Genomic DNA, 14,908 nt, shown 5'->3' with positions numbered 1-14,908 from the left:
AGCGGCGCGAGCCGGGCCCGCCGGACCTTCTCAGGCCGAAACGATGACGTCGCCGGTCTCCAGCAGGGACTTGAGGTCCGACAGGATCCACGCCCAACCCCCGCCCGCGCTCTCGCCGGGTTCGGCGTTGATGTCCTCGTGCTCCCCGCCGACCATCGCCCCGGTGAGCGGCGCGCCGGTGACGTCGTGGGTGACGGTGAGCCGGGTGCCGGCGGTCTGCGTCGCCTCGATGTCGTAGGTGACGGTCGTGTACGGCTCGTCGGCCATGGCCGGGTCCATCAGCAGCTTCCAGGTGATGACGAGCTTGCGCGGCGGGTCGGCTTCGAGGACCTCGCCGTCGATCAGGTCCCCGGTGTAGCCCCCGTCGATGTACTCCTGCGTCGGGTGGGTGCGGTGTTTTCCCCCCGGCTTCAGGTCGAAGTCGACGAGGCCGGTGTAGCCGTACTTCTGCGTCCACTCGGGTTTGGTGATGGCTTCCCAGATCCGCTCCGGGGTCGCCTTGATGTAGATGCGGTTGACCTGCACGGTGTTCGTCATGGCTCGTCGCCTTCCAGTTCGTTCTTGAGGTCGAGCAGCGCGGTCACGTGGCGCTCGGTGTACTTGTCGATCCACCGGTCGTGGATCTGCCGGATCGGCACGGGGTTCAGGAAGTGCAGCTTCTCCCGCCCTTCCTTGCGCGCGACGACCAATCCGGCCTCTTCCAGCAGTTTCAGGTGCTTCATGACGCCGAAGCGGCTCATGTCGACCTGCGTCTCGAGTTCGGTGAGCGTGCGCCCGTCGCGTTCGAAGAGCAGGTCGAGCAGGAACCGGCGGGTCGGATCCGCCAGCGCCTTGAACACCAGGTCGTCGTCGGGCACCCGGGAAGAATAGGTGACCAAAAGGTCACGTGTCAACGGTGGGCCTGGCGGCGCTGTCGGTCCATCGGGCGCGGGGTGCGGGGTGCAGGACGGCGGGCGGCGCGAACGGTCCGCTCGTGTCGATCGCGGCGCGAGTGGTCCGTTCGCGCCCCGGCCGCGGGCGTCGCGAGTGGCCCGTTGGTGCCGATGGTGGTGCCGACGGGCCGTTCGCGCCCAACCCCCGCGAACGCCGAAGGCCGCCACCCCGGCGCGGGATGGCGGCCTTCCGAAGCGCGAGCTACACCACCAGCGAGAGCGGCAGGATCAGCGCGATCGCCACCACCGAGATCAGCGTCTCCATCACCGACCAGGTCTTCAGCGTCTGGCCGACCGACAGCCCGAAGTACTCCTTGACCAGCCAGAACCCGGCGTCGTTCACGTGCGAGAAGAACAGCGACCCGGCGCCGATCGCCAGGACCAGCAGGGCGCTGTGCGACGGGTCCATCGTCGCGGCCAGCGGGGCGACGATGCCCGCCGCCGAGACCGTGGCCACCGTCGCCGAGCCCGTCGCCAGGCGGATCGCCACCGCGACCAGCCAGCCCAGCAGCAGCGGCGACAGGTTCGCGTCCTTCGCCAGGCCCGTGATGACGTCGCCGACCCCGGCGTCGACCAGGGTCTGCTTGAAGCCGCCGCCGGCGCCGACGATCAGCATGATGCCCGCGATCGGTCCCAGCGACTCACCGACCACAGTGGACAGCCGAGCGCGGTCCAGCCCGGCCGGGCGGCCCAGCAGGACCATGCCCACCAGCACCGCCGCGAGCAGCGCGATCAGCGGGTCGCCGATGAAGTCCAGCACGCGTCGCGCCTGGTTTTCCTTGCCCAGCAAGATGTCCGACAGCGCCTTCGCGAGCATGAGGACGACCGGCAGCAGGACCGTCGTGAGCGTCGCCGCGAAACTCGGCCGCGGCTTGTCCGGGTCCGCCCGCTCCGGGATCAGCCGCTCGGGCGGCGCGGCGTCCGGGACCAGCCGGGCGGCGAGCTTGCCGAACAGCGGGCCCGCGATCACCAGCGTTGGGATGCCGACCAGCAGCCCGAACGCCAGCGTGATCCCGACGTTCGCGTTCAGCGCGCCCGCCGCGGCGAGCGGGCCGGGGTGCGGCGGGACCAGGCCGTGCAGCACCGACAGCCCGGCGACGGCGGGAATGCCCAGCAGCATCAACGGTTTCCCGGTGCGCTTGGCCGCCAGCAGCACCACCGGGATCAGCATGACGAGCCCGATCTCGAAGAACATCGGCAGCCCGATCAGCGCCGCGACCAGGGCCATCGCCCACGGCAGGGCGGCCCCGCGCGCCTTGCCGAGCACGGTGTCGACGATCTGGTCGGCGCCACCCGAGTCCGCGAGCAGCTTGCCGAGCATCGCGCCGAGCGCGATCAGGATGCCGACCGAGGCGACCGTGCTGCCGACGCCGCTCGAGAAGCTCTTGAGCAGCTTGTCGACGGGCATGCCGGCGGTCAGGCCGAGCGTGATCGAGCCCAGCACCAGCGCCAGGAACGGGTGCAGCTTCACCTTGGTGATCAGCACGACGATCACCGCGATGGCGACGACCGTCGCGGCGATCAGGCGGGTGTCGTGGCCGGTCCAGGCGGCCGCGAGGACGAAGTTCATGCGCGCTCCCGGACGGCGGTCAGGGCAGCTTCGGTGATTTCGTCGGGGGTTTCGCGGATGTCGAAGATCGCGCCGGGCTCGTCCGGTTCGAGGGGTTCCAGGTCGGCGAGCTGCGAGTCCAGCAGGGAGACCGGCATGAAGTGGCCCTTGCGCGTCTTCATGCGCTCGGCGAGCACCTCGCGATCGCCGTGCAGGTGGGCGAACCAGACCTTGCCGCCGGTGCGCAGGACGTCGCGGTACCGGCGTTTCAGCGCGGACGACGTCACGACGCCGCCGGACTCCTGGTGCGCGCGGATCCAGCCGGCGATGGCCTCGAGCCAGGGGGCGCGGTCCGCGTCGGTCAGCGCGATCCCCGCGGTCATCTTGTCGATGTTGGCCTGCGGGTGGAACGTGTCCGCCTCGGCGTACTCGACGCCCAGCGCGTCCGCGAGTTCCGTGCCGACCGTCGTCTTCCCGGAGCCCGACACGCCCATCACCACGATGACGGTCATCGTCACCTCCCACTTCGTTGTGAAGCTCAAAAGTACTACTTATTCAAGATTAAGTGCTACTTAATCGAGTCAGTTCGCTAGGTTGGCTGAGTGGGGAACGACAGGCACGACCAGGTCCTGGACGCGCTCGGCGCGGCGATCGCGAACGGTTCGCTGCCGCCGGGGACGGTGTTGCGGTCCGAAGAGCTGCAGGAGCGTTTCGGCGCTTCGCGGACGGTAGCGCGTGAAGTGGTCCGAGTGCTCGAGACGATGCGCCTGACCAGCAGCAAGCGGCGCGTCGGGGTGACGGTGCGGGAGCCGGGGGAGTGGAACCACTACGACCCGAAGCTCATCCGCTGGCAGCTCGACGGCCCGGCCCGCCCGGCGGCCCTGGCCATCCTGAACGAGCTGCGCTCGGCGATCGAGCCGTGCGCGGCGCGCTACGCCGCCCTGCGAGCGACGCCGGAGGAGCGCGGCCGCCTCGGCGCCCTGGGCGAGCGCCTGGCGCGGACGGCCCGAGCGCGCGACCTCCCGACGTTCCTCGAGTTCGACATCGCGTTCCACGACCTGCTGCTGAGCGCGTCCGGCAACCCGATGTTCGCGCAGCTGTCCGAGGTCGTCGCGGAGGTACTGACCGGCCGCACGGGCCACGGGCTGATGCCCCCGGAGCCCCAGCCGGAGGCGGTGGCCCTGCACCTGGAGGTGGCAGCCGCGGTCGCAGCGGCCGACGCGGATAGGGCTGAGCGCGCGATGCGGGACATCGTCATCCAGGCGCGGGAGGAGATCGCGGCCCTGGTGGAGTAGCCCAAGACGCGAGCCGGTCGGTCAGGCGGTCCGCGACGGGCCGGGTTGCGTTGGCGTCGTGGCCTGGCGTCGGTGGACTGGCCAGGGGCGCGGGCCGGGCGGGTGAAGGCGGTTGCGGCGCTGGTGGGGTAGGCCGGGGTGGGTCGGCCCGTGGCCCGGTGTCGGTGGATGGGCCCGGGATGCGAGTTGGGGTCGATTGGGCGACGGCGGCCGCGGCGCTGGTTGGGTAGGCCAGTTTGCGTCGGCTTCGTGGCCCGGCGCCGATGGATGGGCCCGGGATGCGAATTGTGGTCGGTCGGGCGAGGGCCGTTGCGGCGCCGGTGGGGTAGGCCGGGGTGCGTCGGCGTCGTGGCCTGGCGTCGGTGGATGGGCCCGGGCGCGAGTTGGGGTCGTCGGGCGAGGGCGGTCGCTGCGCTGGCGGAGTGGGCCCGGATATGTCGGCGTCGGTGGACTAGCCCGGGGCGTGAGTCAGGGTCGATTGGGCGAGGGCGGTTGCAGCGCCGGTGGGGTAGGTCGGGGTGCGTCGGCGTTGGCCCGGCGTCGTTGGACCGGCCAGGGACGCGAACCGGGGTCGATCAGGGCGGCCGCTGCGCTGGTGGAGTGGGCTGGTGTGCGTCGGCGTCGTGGCCCGGCTCGATCTGCGGCTGAGCGGTCGCGGGCCCCGGTGGAGTAGGCCGCACGACGGCCTGGCAGGGGCGAGTAGCCTCTCCCCGAAGTGGACTTTTCTTATGCCGGGGGGGCACGGGTGAGCGCGGCGCGCGCGATCGGACTGGTGTTGGGCGTGGCGGCCGACGGCGCCCTCGGCGATCCGCGGCGGCGTCCGCCGGTGACGGCTTTCCGCCGGTTCGGGCCCGCTCCGGGAGCCGCCGTTGCCGGGGTCGCGGTGCTGGGTGGCCTGCTGCTCGAACGTGCCGGACGGGGGCGTCCGGTGGTGCAGGCGACCGCGACCGCCGTGACGACCTGGGCCGTGCTCGGCGCGGCCGGGCTGGCGCTGCAGGGCACCGAGCTCGCGCGCGACCTCGAGGAGTGCCGCTTCGAGCCGGCGCGCTCGACACTGTCCGAATTGGACCCCCGTGTCGCCGATGGGCTGGGCCCGGTCGCGCTGTCGCGGGCGTCGGTGGAAACGTTGGCGGAGAACACTTCCGACGCCGTCGTCGCGCCGCTGGTGTGGGGCGCGGTGGCGGGTGTGCCGGGCTTGCTGGGCGCGCGGGCGGTCAGCCTGCTGCGCCGCACGCGCCGCGGCCGCCCCGGTCACTGGGCGATCGACCGGCTCGACGAGCTCGTCCACCTGGTCCCGACCCGCGTCGCGGCGGGCCTGACGGTGCTGGCGGCCCCGGTGGTCGGCGGCTCGGCGGGCGGCGCGTGGCGCGCGTGGCGCCGCGACACGATCGCCCACCCGAGCCCGAACGCGGGCCGCGTGGAGGCGGCGTTCGCGGGAGCGCTGGAAATCCGCGTCGGCGGCCGGACGGTGTACCCGCACGGGGTCGAGGAACTGCCGGTGCTGGGCGTCGGCCGCAACCCGGACGCGGGCCACGTGACACGCGCGGTGGAACTGTCCCGTGTGGTCGGCTGGCTGGCCGGGGTGACGTCGGTGCTGCTCGCGGTGGTCGCGGGTTTCTGGCGCCGCTCGCGCTGACTCAGCCGCGGCGCCGCAGCTGGGCCAAGGCCTCCGCGTCAAGCCGCCCGTCGCGCTCTGCCAACTGGGTGCCGATGCGCTCCCGCTCCTCTTCCGTCCGGTTGCCGCCGAACTTGAACTTCGCGCGGACGCCCGTGATCGTGAACTCGATCCCGCGGATGCCTGGCAGCAGCCGCCGGTCGGGGGCGTCCGTCGCGCTCACCTCGGCACGGGCGCCGTCCGTCTCGAAGTGCCGCAACTGCTTGTCCAGCAGCGCTGCCTTCTCCGCCGGGTCGTCGACCAGGCGGACGTCGCCCTCCAGCTGGACCGTCGCGTAGTACGACGTCGGCACGCCGCGGGCCGGATCCGCGCCGGGCGCCGTGTTCCAGTCCGCGCGGATGTACGTGTAGTCGTCGACCACCGTCAGCAGCGCGCGCGGGTGCTCCTCCAGCAGCGGCCAGATCGGGTTGGGGCGGGCCAGGTGCGTGACGATCGTGCGGTCGCCGTCGTAGGCGAAGTGCGCGGGCGTGACCATCGGCAGGTCGCGGCCGGTGCCGCCGGCGATGAGCTGGCCGAAGTCGTGGCCGGCCAGCCAGTCCCGCCACTCGGCGTCGTCCTTCGCGGCGTCCCAGGGGTGGATCAGCATGAACCCAGTATGAAGACCACAAGTGGCCTCACCACAGGTCCATTTCCGGCTTACTTCGAAGGGCCACTTTCGGCGTACTCGGCCTCGTCCTCGGCCAGGATCTCCGAGACGGACTTCCGCCGCGTCCGCTCGCCCGGCTGCTTCGACTCGGTCAGCGCGCCGCCCGGCTTCAGCTCGCGCACGGTGAAGTACAACCAGCCGAGCACCGCCATCGCGCCGAACGCGATCCACTGCAGCGCGTAGGAGAAGAACGGCCCCGAGTCGGTCTGCGGCAGCGGCAGCGCGCCCAGCACGCCGGGCTGATCGGTGTCGAGCTGGAAGTACCCGGGCCGGATGTCGATCCGGCCCGCCCGCGCTACGACCCGCGAGTCGACGACGTAGCTCTGCAGCCGCCCGCCGGTCGACGCGTCGGCGAACGCGTCGCGGTTCTTCGGGTCGGTCTCGTCGCTGCGCACCCGCGCGGTGAGCTGCACGGTTCCGCCCGGCGCCGTCGCGAACGGCAGCACGCCGGACTTGCTGTCGAGCTTGACGAACCCGCGGTCGATCAGCACGACCGTGCCGTCGGTCGTCCGCAGCGGCGTCAGCACCTCGAAGGCGCCCTCACCCTGCACGGTCCGCAGCCGCGCGACGACCTCCTTGTCCGGGAGGTACCGGCCGGTGATCGACACGAGGTGCCACTCGGTGTGCTGGTCGGGCACGGAGCCCGGCGGCAGCAGCTGCGAGAGTGGCACCGGCGCGGCCGTGAACGACGTCTCGAGCGAGGAGTTCTGCTGCTCGCGCTCGGTGTTGCGGCCGAACTGCCACGGCGAAAGGAGCGTGAAGCAGCAGACGGCGAAGGCGAAGACCACCACCGTCAGAGCCAGCCACCCGGGCCGGAGCAGGAACCGCAACCGCACCCCTCCACGGTAGGCCGTGCCCGGTCCGGCCCGCCCGCCGACCTCGCCGAATGTGACGTGTCAGGGGTGCGAACGCACCCAATCCAGCAAACCGGGCACGGCGCGTTCGATCATGCCGAGGACGTCCTCGAAACCGTCGTCGCCGCCGTAGTACGGGTCCGGCACCTCGGCGCCGTCCGGAGCCGACGGGTCGAACGACCGCAGCAGCCGCACCTTCGCCGGATCGTCGACGCGGGCCCGCAGGAACTCGGCGTGCCCCTGGTCGGCGGCCAGGAGGAGATCGGCCTCGAGGTCGTCTTCGGTCACCTCGGAGGCGACGTGCTGGGTGGGGTAACCGTGGGCCTTGAGCGTCGCCCGGGCGCGCTTGTCGGCGGGTTCCCCTTCGTGCCAGCCGCCGGTCCCGGCACTGGACAGCCGGACGGCCCCGTCGAGCCCGGCGTCGTCGAGCTCCTTCCGCAGGACGAGCTCGGCCATGGGGGAGCGGCAGATGTTGCCGGAGCAGACAACGACGATCTGAAGCATGCGGCGAGCGTAACCACCGGCGGTGCGGGTTCACCTGGTCTGCTCACCGCTCGGCGGTACCACCGGCCCTCACCAGGCACCTAGCGTCGATCGCGCGAGGACGCGAACCGGAAGGAGAGCGATCATGCACGGGTGTTGCTCGAAGTGCACCGGGCAGGGCTGCGGCTGCTGCGGCAACTGCAACTGACCCCCGTACGGCGCCCGCGGCGGCGTTGACCCGCCGCCGGGGCGCCCCTCACGCGACAGGCAGGTCCGCCGAGACCGCGTCGCCCAGCGCGGCCCGGCGGGCGTACCGCCGCGCTGGACCACCTTGCTCGCCTCGACCTGGGCGCGGAACCGCACCGCGTCCGCCTGGTTGAGGCCGAGCCCCGGGGCCCGCGCCGCGATGGTCGTAGATCTGGTCCGCGAGCCGCGCACACGGCGCGGCCAGCACCGCCGCGGAGGCCAAGAGGACCACCGTGACGAGCCAGGGCCGACGTTTCACGGCCGGAAACGCTCCGTGCGAAGATCCCCGGATGCCCGCCCTCTCCGAAGTCATCACCGTGCTGGAGCAGGCGTACCCACCGGCGCTCGCCGAGTCGTGGGACGCCGTCGGTCTCGTCTGCGGCGATCCGGCCGAGTCCGTGACGCGCGTGCTCTTCTGCGTCGACCCCGGCACCGAAACGCTCGACGAAGCCGTCGAGGTCGGTGCGCAGCTGATCGTCGCGCACCACCCGTTGCTGCTGCGCGGTGTGCACGGCGTCCCCGCCGACACGGCGAAGGGCGCGTTGGTGCACCGGATGATCCGCGCGGGCATCGCGCTCTACTGCGCGCACACCAACGCCGACTCCGCCGACCCCGGCGTCTCGGACGCGCTCGCCGAGGCGATCGGCCTCCGCGTCACCGGGCCCCTCGACCCGAAGCCGGACGGCGTCACGGGGATTGGCCGGATCGGCGAGCTGCCGGAGCCGGAACCCTTCGGTGCCTTCGTCCAGCGCGTCGCCGACGCCCTGCCCGCGACCGTCCCGGGTGTGCTCGGCGCGGGTGACGCCGACCGCCCGATCCGCACCGTCGCCGTCTCCGGCGGGGCCGGCGACTCCTACCTCGAGCGGGCCACGGAAGCCGGTGTCGACGCCTACGTCACCGCCGACCTGCGGCATCACCCCGCGGGTGAGCACCTGGCCCGCCCGGGCACGGCGCCCGCGCTGGTCGGGCTGACCCACTGGGCCAGCGAATGGCCCTGGTGCGGGCAAGCCTCGGCGGTCGTGGCGCGAGCGTTTGCGGGTAACGTCGACATCTGCGTCTCCACGCGGTGCACCGACCCGTGGAACGTCCGCGCCGAGCGCACATCGAATTAAGAGGAGCACCGTGAAGGCCGAACCCGCCGTGCAGCGCCAGTTGCTCGAGCTCGCCAAGGTGGACGCCGAGCTCTCGCGCACCGCGCACCGCCGCCGCACCCTGCCCGAACTGGCCGAGATCGACGCCGGCGAGAAGACGGCCCGCGACCGCCGCGACGCCCTCGTGTCCGTGGAGACCGCCGCGTCCGACCTGGACCGCGAGGTCGCCCGCCAGGAGAAGGAGATCGAGTCGGTGCGCGCTCGCGAGGACCGCGACCGCAAGCTCCTGGCGTCGGGTTCCGTGAACTCCAAGCAGATGACCGACATCGAGCACGAGCTGCAGACGCTGCAGCGCCGGCAGAGCGCGCTGGAGGACGACCTGCTGGAGCTGATGGAGCAGCGCGAGGCACTGGGGCTCGACGCCCAGCGCACCGGCGCCGAGGTCGACAAGGCCGACGCCGAGGTCGCGGCCGCGGTCATCCGCCGCGACGAAGCGTTCAAGGACCTCGACACCACCCTCGCCCGCCGCGAGGAAGACCGCGCGAAGCTGCTGCCGCGGTTCCCGGAGCCGCTGCTCAAGCTGTACGAGCGCGTCCGCGAGCACAAGGGCATCGGCGCCGCGCTGCTGCGCGCCCGCCGGTGCGGTGCCTGCCAGCTGGAGCTGGACCGCAACACCGTCAACGAGATCAAGGGCGGCCCCGAGGACGACGTCGTGCAGTGCGAGAACTGCGGCGCGATCCTGGTCAGGACCGTGGAGTCCGGCCTGTGACCGAGCACGTCGTCATCGAGGCCGACGGCGGTTCCCGGGGCAACCCCGGGCCCGCCGGGTACGGCGCGGTCGTCAAGGACGCCGCGACCGACGAGGTGCTGGCCGAGCGCAAGGAAGGCCTCGGCGTCGTCACCAACAACGTCGCCGAGTACCGCGGCCTGATCGCCGGGCTGGCCGCCGCGGCCGAGCTCGGAGCGTCCATTGTGGACGTACGAATGGACTCGAAGCTCGTGGTGGAGCAGATGTCCGGGCGCTGGAAGATCAAGCACCCGGACATGCAGCCGCTCGCCGAGCAGGCCAAGCAGCTGGCCGCGGGCTTCTCGCGCGTCAGCTACCAGTGGATCCCGCGCGCGGAGAACTCCCACGCGGACCGGCTGGCCAACGAGGCCATGGACACGGCCACCGGCAAGCCTGCCGCGGGAAAGCCCGCGCCGAAGCTGCCGACCCGGAAGCCCGACCGCGCGACGGTGGCCTGGACCGGCGCGCGCGGCACGCCGACCCGGCTGCTCCTGCTGCGCCACGGCCAGACGGAGATGTCGGCGCTGCGCCGCTACTCCGGTCGCGGCGACGTTCCGCTGACGGAGCTGGGCCGATCGCAGGCCGCCGCGGCGGCGAAGCGCTTGGCGACGACCGACGGTCTGATCGTCGACGGCGAGGCCGTCCCGATCATCTCCTCGCCGCTGACGCGCACGAAGCAGACCGCGCAGGCCGTCGCCGACGCGCTCGGCGGCCGCGTCGAGACCCACCCCGGCCTCATCGAGACCGACTTCGGCGACTGGGAGGGGCTGACGTTCGCCGAGGCGGCCGACCGCGACCCCGAACTGCACCGCTCCTGGCTGGGCGACAGCTCGGTCCCGCCGCCTGACGGCGAGAGCTTCGACGTCGTCCACCGGCGCGTCCGCAAGGCCCGCGACGAGCTGATCGCCGAGCACGGCGGCCGGACGCTGGTGCTGGTCAGCCACGTGACGCCGATCAAGACGCTGCTGCGGATGGGCCTGGACGCCGGGCCGTCGCTGCTGTTCCGGCTGCACCTGGACCTGGCGTCGCTGTCGATCGTGGAGTTCTACCCGGACGGCAACGCGTCGGTCCGGCTGGTGAACGACACGTCGCACCTGAGCTGAGGCCGGACAAATGTGGGGTGGATCACGCTCAACGGCGACGCGTGGCCGACCCCCGATGGGGTATTGGCTACAGTGTCTCGACCGCGACGCCGCGGTGGCGGGTCCGGCCTCGGGCGCGCTTCATGGGGCGCCAGCTCGTGCGTATCCCACCGGCAGAGGCCTGCGGGCGGAACAGTGACGAGGAAATGACGGCTAGCGCACTCAGCGAGACCTCCCAGAGCGACGTCCCCGAGGACCCCGCGCCCGCCACCACCAGCCGGAGCTGGGGTGCGCGGCTGGCGCCGGTGCTGGCCGTGCTCGCCGGGGTGGCCGCCGTCGCGGCGCACGCCACCCGCTACGGCCACTGGATCGTCGACGACGCCGCCATCACGTTCTCCTACGCCCGCAGCTTCGCCGACGGCCTCGGCCCGGTGCTGCAGCCGGGCGCCCCGCCGGTCGAGGGCTTCTCCGACCCGACGTGGATGGTGCTGCTCGGCGTCGGCAAGCTCGTCGGCCTCTTCGACCACGGCCAGCTGTTCGGCCTGCCCGACTACGTGCTGTTCCCGAAGCTGCTGGGCCTGCTGTTCACCGGCGGCATCCTGACGGCGTGCTACATCGCCGCGAAGCAGATCTTCACGCGCTTCGCGTGGCTGGTCACCCTGGTCGCCGGCCTGACGCTGGCGACGATCCCGTCGTTCGTCATCTGGGTCGTGTCCGGCCTGGAGAACTCGCTGTTCGCGTTCGCCGTGGTCACGCTGGGCGTGACGCTGTTCGTCGCGGTCAAGCGCGACAAGCTGCTGACGCCGAAGGTCGCGCTCTGGGCGGGCGTCATGGTCGCGTTCGCCGCGCTGACCCGGCCCGAAGGGCTGATCTACGCGGGCGCGTACCCGCTGGCCGCGCTGTTCCTGCTGCGCTCGGGCCTGTTCTGGAAGAGCTTCCGGCTGGCGCTGCTGTCGGTGGCGGCGTTCGCCGTCCCGTTCGGCGCGTACGTCGTCTGGCGGCACTCCGAGTTCGGGCGGCTGCTGGCCAACCCGTCGGTCGCCAAGCAGCAGGGCCTGCCGGGCTTCGACGCTCTGAAGCGGCCCTTCGAGCTGGCCGGGTACGCGGGCTGGGCCGGTGTGGTCCTGCTGCTGCTCGTGATCGTGTTCGCGCTGGTCAAGGCGCCGTGGCGGCGTTCGCTGGTTGCGCTCCTGGTGCCGCTGGGGCTGGGGATCGTCGCGTACGGCGTGATGGTCGCCGACTGGATGTACCAGCACCGGTTCGCCAGCCCGATCTGGCCGCTGGCGGTCATCGCCGGCACGCTCTCGGCCGGTGAGCTGCTCAAGCACCGCCGGGCGCTGCTGCGGATCGGGATCGTCGTGGTGCTGGTGGGGGCGTTCGTCCCGTCGGCCGTCGGCTTCGCGCAGGCCGCGGACAAGTTCGCGAAGAACCCGAACATCACGGCGTGCCTGGTCGCGGACCGCTTCGGCCGCGGGTTCAACACCTACGCCGACATCCTGGGCCTGCAGAAGGCGTCGCTGCTGCTGCCGGACCTCGGCGGCTCGTCGATGACCAGCCGGCTCGAGCTGGTGGACATGGCCGGCCTGGTCAACAAGCCGATCGCCGACCTGGTCCACGACAACGACCTGGCCGGCCTGCGCAACTACGTCTTCGACACGGTCAAGCCGACGTTCATCCACTCGTGGGGCCCGTGGGCCGCGGGCAACGGCATCGCGCTGGACCCCCGCCTGGACCGCGACTACGTGCTGATCTACTCGTCGCCGATCGAAGGCCTGCGCAACGGCGACTGGGTCCGCAAGGACGCCGTGACCGACCCGGCCAAGCTGAAGGCCGCGCAGGACTACGCGAAGGTGACGATCCCGGCCGTGGCCGCGGACCGCTTCGGCGGCCCGCTGGACGACTGCGGCGCCACGATGAAGCCGGGACAGACCCTGCGGATGCCGGGCAACTAGCCCGTAACCTGCTTGCCCGGACGGGCTCCGGCCGGTGATCATGGTGGTCATGACCGAGAGAATCGAGCCCTCCGCCCGCCGGTGAGCGCGCCGCGAACCACGTTGTTCCGGCACGCTCTGCGGCTGCACCAGGCGGCGCCCGACGCGCCCTTGCCGTGGGACGGCGAGCCGTATCCGGACGACGGTCCCCACCGGCGGCACCGTCCACCGGCCGTGCGGGATCGGCGCCTTCAAGGTGCCGAAGCCGCACGTGTCCTCGACCGGTACTTCGGCGACCCCGCCGCCCCGCCCAGTGATCTCGTCGACGCGTTCCACGCCGTCGACGTCCCGATCCACCGCAACGAGCACATCGCCGCGGCCGCCCTGCGGGCGGACCGGCAGCGAGTTCGGCACACCGGCCGATGGCTGGTGCGGCACAGCACCGACCGCTGCTCGGCCACGATCGGACTGGCCCTGCTGGCCACCGACCCGGTCGAGCAGGACATCCCGTTGATCCAGACCATCGGGTTGCTGTCGGACCGGTTCGGGTCGCTGGCCGCCGACGCGCTCAGGCGTCGTAGCGGCGGTGAGGAGGCCCTGCTCTGGCTGGCCCAGCGCGTCGGCGGCTGGGGACGGGTCTACGTCGTGCAAGCTCTCTGCCGGCGAGTGACCTCCGTTTCCCGTCCCTGGCTGCTTCGCCATGCTTGTGACGGTGACTTCCTCAACGGCTACTTCGCAGGAGAGGTCGCCACTGCGGCTCACCTGCACGAAGCCGCCGGTGACCCGGACGACGACCTGGTCGACCACACCGGTCTGCTGCTGAGGACCATGGCCGATTGCGAAGGCATGGGCATGAGCCTGGAGACCTATCCGCCGGCGTCCGCTGTGCTAACCGCACACGCGGCACACCTCGCGCGGCAGAGCCCGGCAGCGGACAGGTACCGCACCGCCGAGATCATCGCCGGCTGCTTGGAGGCGCGGGCGCCCGAGCGGAACGGTTGTACCCCCGGCCAACGCGACCGCATCCTGAGGCAGTACCGGGATGTCCTGGATCGTCAGGACTGGCGCGACGTCTCGCGCCAATGACGGGTCAGCTGGCGACGGTGAGGCCCAGCCACAGGGCCACCGTCGCCGCGGCCAGGCACAGCGGGGTCGTCAGCGCCCCCAGCGTGTGGAACGTGCGCGCCGACGGGTGCCGCGGGAGGGCTCGGCGCCACAGCAGGGTCGCCAGCGAGCCCAGGTAGCTCGCGTTCGGGCCGATGTTGACGCCCAGCAGCACCGCCAGCAGCACGCCCGGCGCCGGGTGGGTGCCCAGGACCGACAGCAGGATCAGCGTCGCCGGGAGGTTGTTGACCAGGTTGGCCAGCAGGGCCGCCACGCCGGCCGCCAGCAGGAGGTCCACCAGGCCCGTCGACGTCGGGAGCAGGTCACGCAGCAGGCCGCCGAGCAGGTGCTCCGAGACCGCCTCGACCACGACCGCCAGGCCCAGCACGAACAGGCACAGCTGCGGCGCCGCCTCGCTGACCAGCTGCCACGGCTTGATCTTGCCCTGGACCAGCGCCCGCACGCCCAGGACCAGGGCCGCGGCCGCGGCGATCCAGACCGGCTCGACGTGGGCCAGCGGGCCCAGCCCGAACCCGGCCAGCGTGGCCGCCAGGACGACCAGCGCGAACGTCGGCGTCTCCAGGTGCTGCCGCGGCTCCGCCGTCTCCTGCGGCCGGAGATCAGTGGCGAAGAACCGCAGGAAGACGAGCAGTTCGATGCCGATCGTGACCAGCCACGGCAGCGCCATCAACGCCGTGAACCCGGCGAACGTCAGCCCGGACGCGGCGAAGGCCAGCAGATTGGTCAAATTGGACACCGGCAGCAGCGTCGAGGCCGAGTTCGCCAGGTGCACGCAGGCGTAGGCGTGCGGCCGCGCGGGCATCTTCAGGCTCGACGCCGTCGCGAGCACCACCGGGGTGAGCAGCACGACCGTGGCGTCCAGGCTGAGCACGGCCGTGACGCCCGCCGCCGCGGCGAACGTCAGCACCAGCAGCCGCTTCGGCTTGCCGTGGCAGGCCTCGGCCAGGCGGTTGCCGAGCCAGTCGAACACGCCGTCCACACTGGCCAAAAAGGACAGCAGGAGGATCGCGGCCAGGAAGCCGAGCGTCGGCAGGATCTCGACGGCCCGGTGCCCGGCCGCGGCCGGGCGCACGAGCCCGAGCAGCAGCGCCAGCCCCGCCGCCGGCACCGCGGCGACGGCCTCCGGCCAGCCGCGCGGGCGGACGATCGCGAAGACCAGCACCCCGATCAGGAGCACGAGGCTCGCGGCACCCGCCCAGAAGTTCACCGGCT

At 72.1% G+C, this 14,908-nt stretch carries 15 protein-coding genes; 7 read left to right on the top strand and 8 right to left on the bottom strand.

Annotated features, from left to right (window positions below; translation table 11 throughout):
• Positions 1–30: 30 nt before the first annotated feature.
• The 4 genes from VA596_RS39600 to VA596_RS39585 form a co-directional block, all read right to left on the bottom strand.
• Positions 31–537 carry an SRPBCC family protein gene (locus tag VA596_RS39600; protein WP_323334399.1) on the bottom strand — a complete coding sequence of 169 codons (507 nt, stop codon included), beginning with the start codon at positions 535–537 and terminating at the stop codon, positions 31–33.
• A complete protein-coding gene (locus VA596_RS39595; protein ID WP_323334397.1) occupies positions 534–857 on the bottom strand; it encodes an ArsR/SmtB family transcription factor in 324 nt (107 codons plus the stop codon). Before VA596_RS39595 ends, VA596_RS39600 begins: the two co-directional genes overlap by 4 nt.
• Before the next feature lie 277 nt (positions 858–1,134).
• Complete coding sequence (locus VA596_RS39590; protein ID WP_323334396.1) at positions 1,135–2,502, bottom strand: GntT/GntP/DsdX family permease; 1,368 nt, start codon at positions 2,500–2,502, stop codon at positions 1,135–1,137.
• Positions 2,499–2,993 carry a gluconokinase gene (locus tag VA596_RS39585; RefSeq protein ID WP_323334394.1) on the bottom strand — a complete coding sequence of 165 codons (495 nt, stop codon included), beginning with the start codon at positions 2,991–2,993 and terminating at the stop codon, positions 2,499–2,501. The genes VA596_RS39590 and VA596_RS39585 overlap by 4 nt, the downstream gene beginning before the upstream one ends.
• A 90-nt stretch (positions 2,994–3,083) precedes the next feature.
• Here VA596_RS39585 and VA596_RS39580 point away from each other — a divergent pair, with 90 nt between their 5' ends.
• Both VA596_RS39580 and VA596_RS39575 read left to right on the top strand, forming a co-directional pair.
• Positions 3,084–3,776 (top strand): FadR/GntR family transcriptional regulator, encoded by a 693-nt coding sequence (locus tag VA596_RS39580; RefSeq protein ID WP_323334392.1) that lies wholly within the window; start codon positions 3,084–3,086, stop codon positions 3,774–3,776.
• Positions 3,777–4,521: 745 nt separating this feature from the next.
• Positions 4,522–5,412, top strand: a complete 891-nt coding sequence (locus VA596_RS39575) for a cobalamin biosynthesis protein CobD/CbiB (protein WP_323334391.1) — start codon at positions 4,522–4,524, stop codon at positions 5,410–5,412.
• Between the two features lies 1 nt (position 5,413).
• Here the strand turns inward: VA596_RS39575 and VA596_RS39570 are convergent, their stop codons facing one another.
• From VA596_RS39570 to VA596_RS39560, 3 genes are read right to left on the bottom strand one after another with little or no spacing between them, the layout of a single operon-like run.
• On the bottom strand, positions 5,414–6,037 hold the full coding sequence (locus VA596_RS39570; RefSeq protein ID WP_323334390.1) for an FMN-binding negative transcriptional regulator: 624 nt from the start codon (positions 6,035–6,037) through the stop codon (positions 5,414–5,416).
• A 50-nt stretch (positions 6,038–6,087) separates the two neighbouring features.
• Complete coding sequence (locus tag VA596_RS39565; protein WP_323334388.1) at positions 6,088–6,933, bottom strand: SURF1 family cytochrome oxidase biogenesis protein; 846 nt, start codon at positions 6,931–6,933, stop codon at positions 6,088–6,090.
• Positions 6,934–6,993: 60 nt separating this feature from the next.
• Positions 6,994–7,455 (bottom strand): low molecular weight protein-tyrosine-phosphatase, encoded by a 462-nt coding sequence (locus VA596_RS39560; RefSeq protein WP_323334385.1) that lies wholly within the window; start codon positions 7,453–7,455, stop codon positions 6,994–6,996.
• Between the two features lie 515 nt (positions 7,456–7,970).
• Between VA596_RS39560 and VA596_RS39555 the strand changes: the two genes are divergently transcribed.
• The 5 genes from VA596_RS39555 to VA596_RS39535 all read left to right on the top strand — a co-directional run bounded on the left by VA596_RS39555 (position 7,971) and on the right by VA596_RS39535 (position 13,657).
• Positions 7,971–8,792 carry a Nif3-like dinuclear metal center hexameric protein gene (locus VA596_RS39555; protein ID WP_323334384.1) on the top strand — a complete coding sequence of 274 codons (822 nt, stop codon included), beginning with the start codon at positions 7,971–7,973 and terminating at the stop codon, positions 8,790–8,792.
• A 10-nt stretch (positions 8,793–8,802) separates the two neighbouring features.
• Positions 8,803–9,540, top strand: a complete 738-nt coding sequence (locus VA596_RS39550) for a zinc ribbon domain-containing protein (RefSeq protein ID WP_323334382.1) — start codon at positions 8,803–8,805, stop codon at positions 9,538–9,540.
• Entirely contained in the window at positions 9,537–10,661 is a 1,125-nt protein-coding gene (locus VA596_RS39545) for a bifunctional RNase H/acid phosphatase (RefSeq protein WP_323334380.1), read from the top strand. The genes VA596_RS39550 and VA596_RS39545 overlap by 4 nt, the downstream gene beginning before the upstream one ends.
• Positions 10,662–10,846: 185 nt before the next feature.
• Complete coding sequence (locus VA596_RS39540; protein WP_323334378.1) at positions 10,847–12,592, top strand: glycosyltransferase family protein; 1,746 nt, start codon at positions 10,847–10,849, stop codon at positions 12,590–12,592.
• A gap of 81 nt (positions 12,593–12,673) precedes the next feature.
• The gene (locus VA596_RS39535) at positions 12,674–13,657 is read left to right on the top strand and encodes a hypothetical protein (protein WP_323334377.1); all 984 of its coding nucleotides are present in this window, start codon (positions 12,674–12,676) and stop codon (positions 13,655–13,657) included.
• 4 nt (positions 13,658–13,661) lie between these two features.
• On the opposite strand, the gene VA596_RS39530 is transcribed toward VA596_RS39535, so the two are convergent.
• The gene (locus VA596_RS39530) at positions 13,662–14,903 is read right to left on the bottom strand and encodes an SLC13 family permease (RefSeq protein ID WP_323334376.1); all 1,242 of its coding nucleotides are present in this window, start codon (positions 14,901–14,903) and stop codon (positions 13,662–13,664) included.
• Positions 14,904–14,908: the final 5 nt, after the last annotated feature.

This window comes from Amycolatopsis heterodermiae (genome assembly GCF_034929455.1).
GTDB lineage: Bacteria > Actinomycetota > Actinomycetes > Mycobacteriales > Pseudonocardiaceae > Amycolatopsis > Amycolatopsis heterodermiae.
The sequence above is the reverse complement of the archived record's forward strand: the minus strand, read 5'-3'. Positions and strand labels throughout refer to the sequence as shown.

What these genes read in the sequence shown, in the direction of transcription:
- VA596_RS39555 (WP_323334384.1), top strand. Translation starts at nt 7,971, where the DNA reads ATGCCCGCCCTCTCCGAAGTCATCACCGTGCTGGAGCAGGCGTACCCA.
- VA596_RS39600 (WP_323334399.1), bottom strand. Translation starts at nt 537, where the DNA reads ATGACGAACACCGTGCAGGTCAACCGCATCTACATCAAGGCGACCCCG.
- VA596_RS39540 (WP_323334378.1), top strand. Translation starts at nt 10,847, where the DNA reads ATGACGGCTAGCGCACTCAGCGAGACCTCCCAGAGCGACGTCCCCGAG.
- VA596_RS39590 (WP_323334396.1), bottom strand. Translation starts at nt 2,502, where the DNA reads ATGAACTTCGTCCTCGCGGCCGCCTGGACCGGCCACGACACCCGCCTG.
- VA596_RS39560 (WP_323334385.1), bottom strand. Translation starts at nt 7,455, where the DNA reads ATGCTTCAGATCGTCGTTGTCTGCTCCGGCAACATCTGCCGCTCCCCC.
- VA596_RS39585 (WP_323334394.1), bottom strand. Translation starts at nt 2,993, where the DNA reads ATGACCGTCATCGTGGTGATGGGCGTGTCGGGCTCCGGGAAGACGACG.
- VA596_RS39570 (WP_323334390.1), bottom strand. Translation starts at nt 6,037, where the DNA reads ATGCTGATCCACCCCTGGGACGCCGCGAAGGACGACGCCGAGTGGCGG.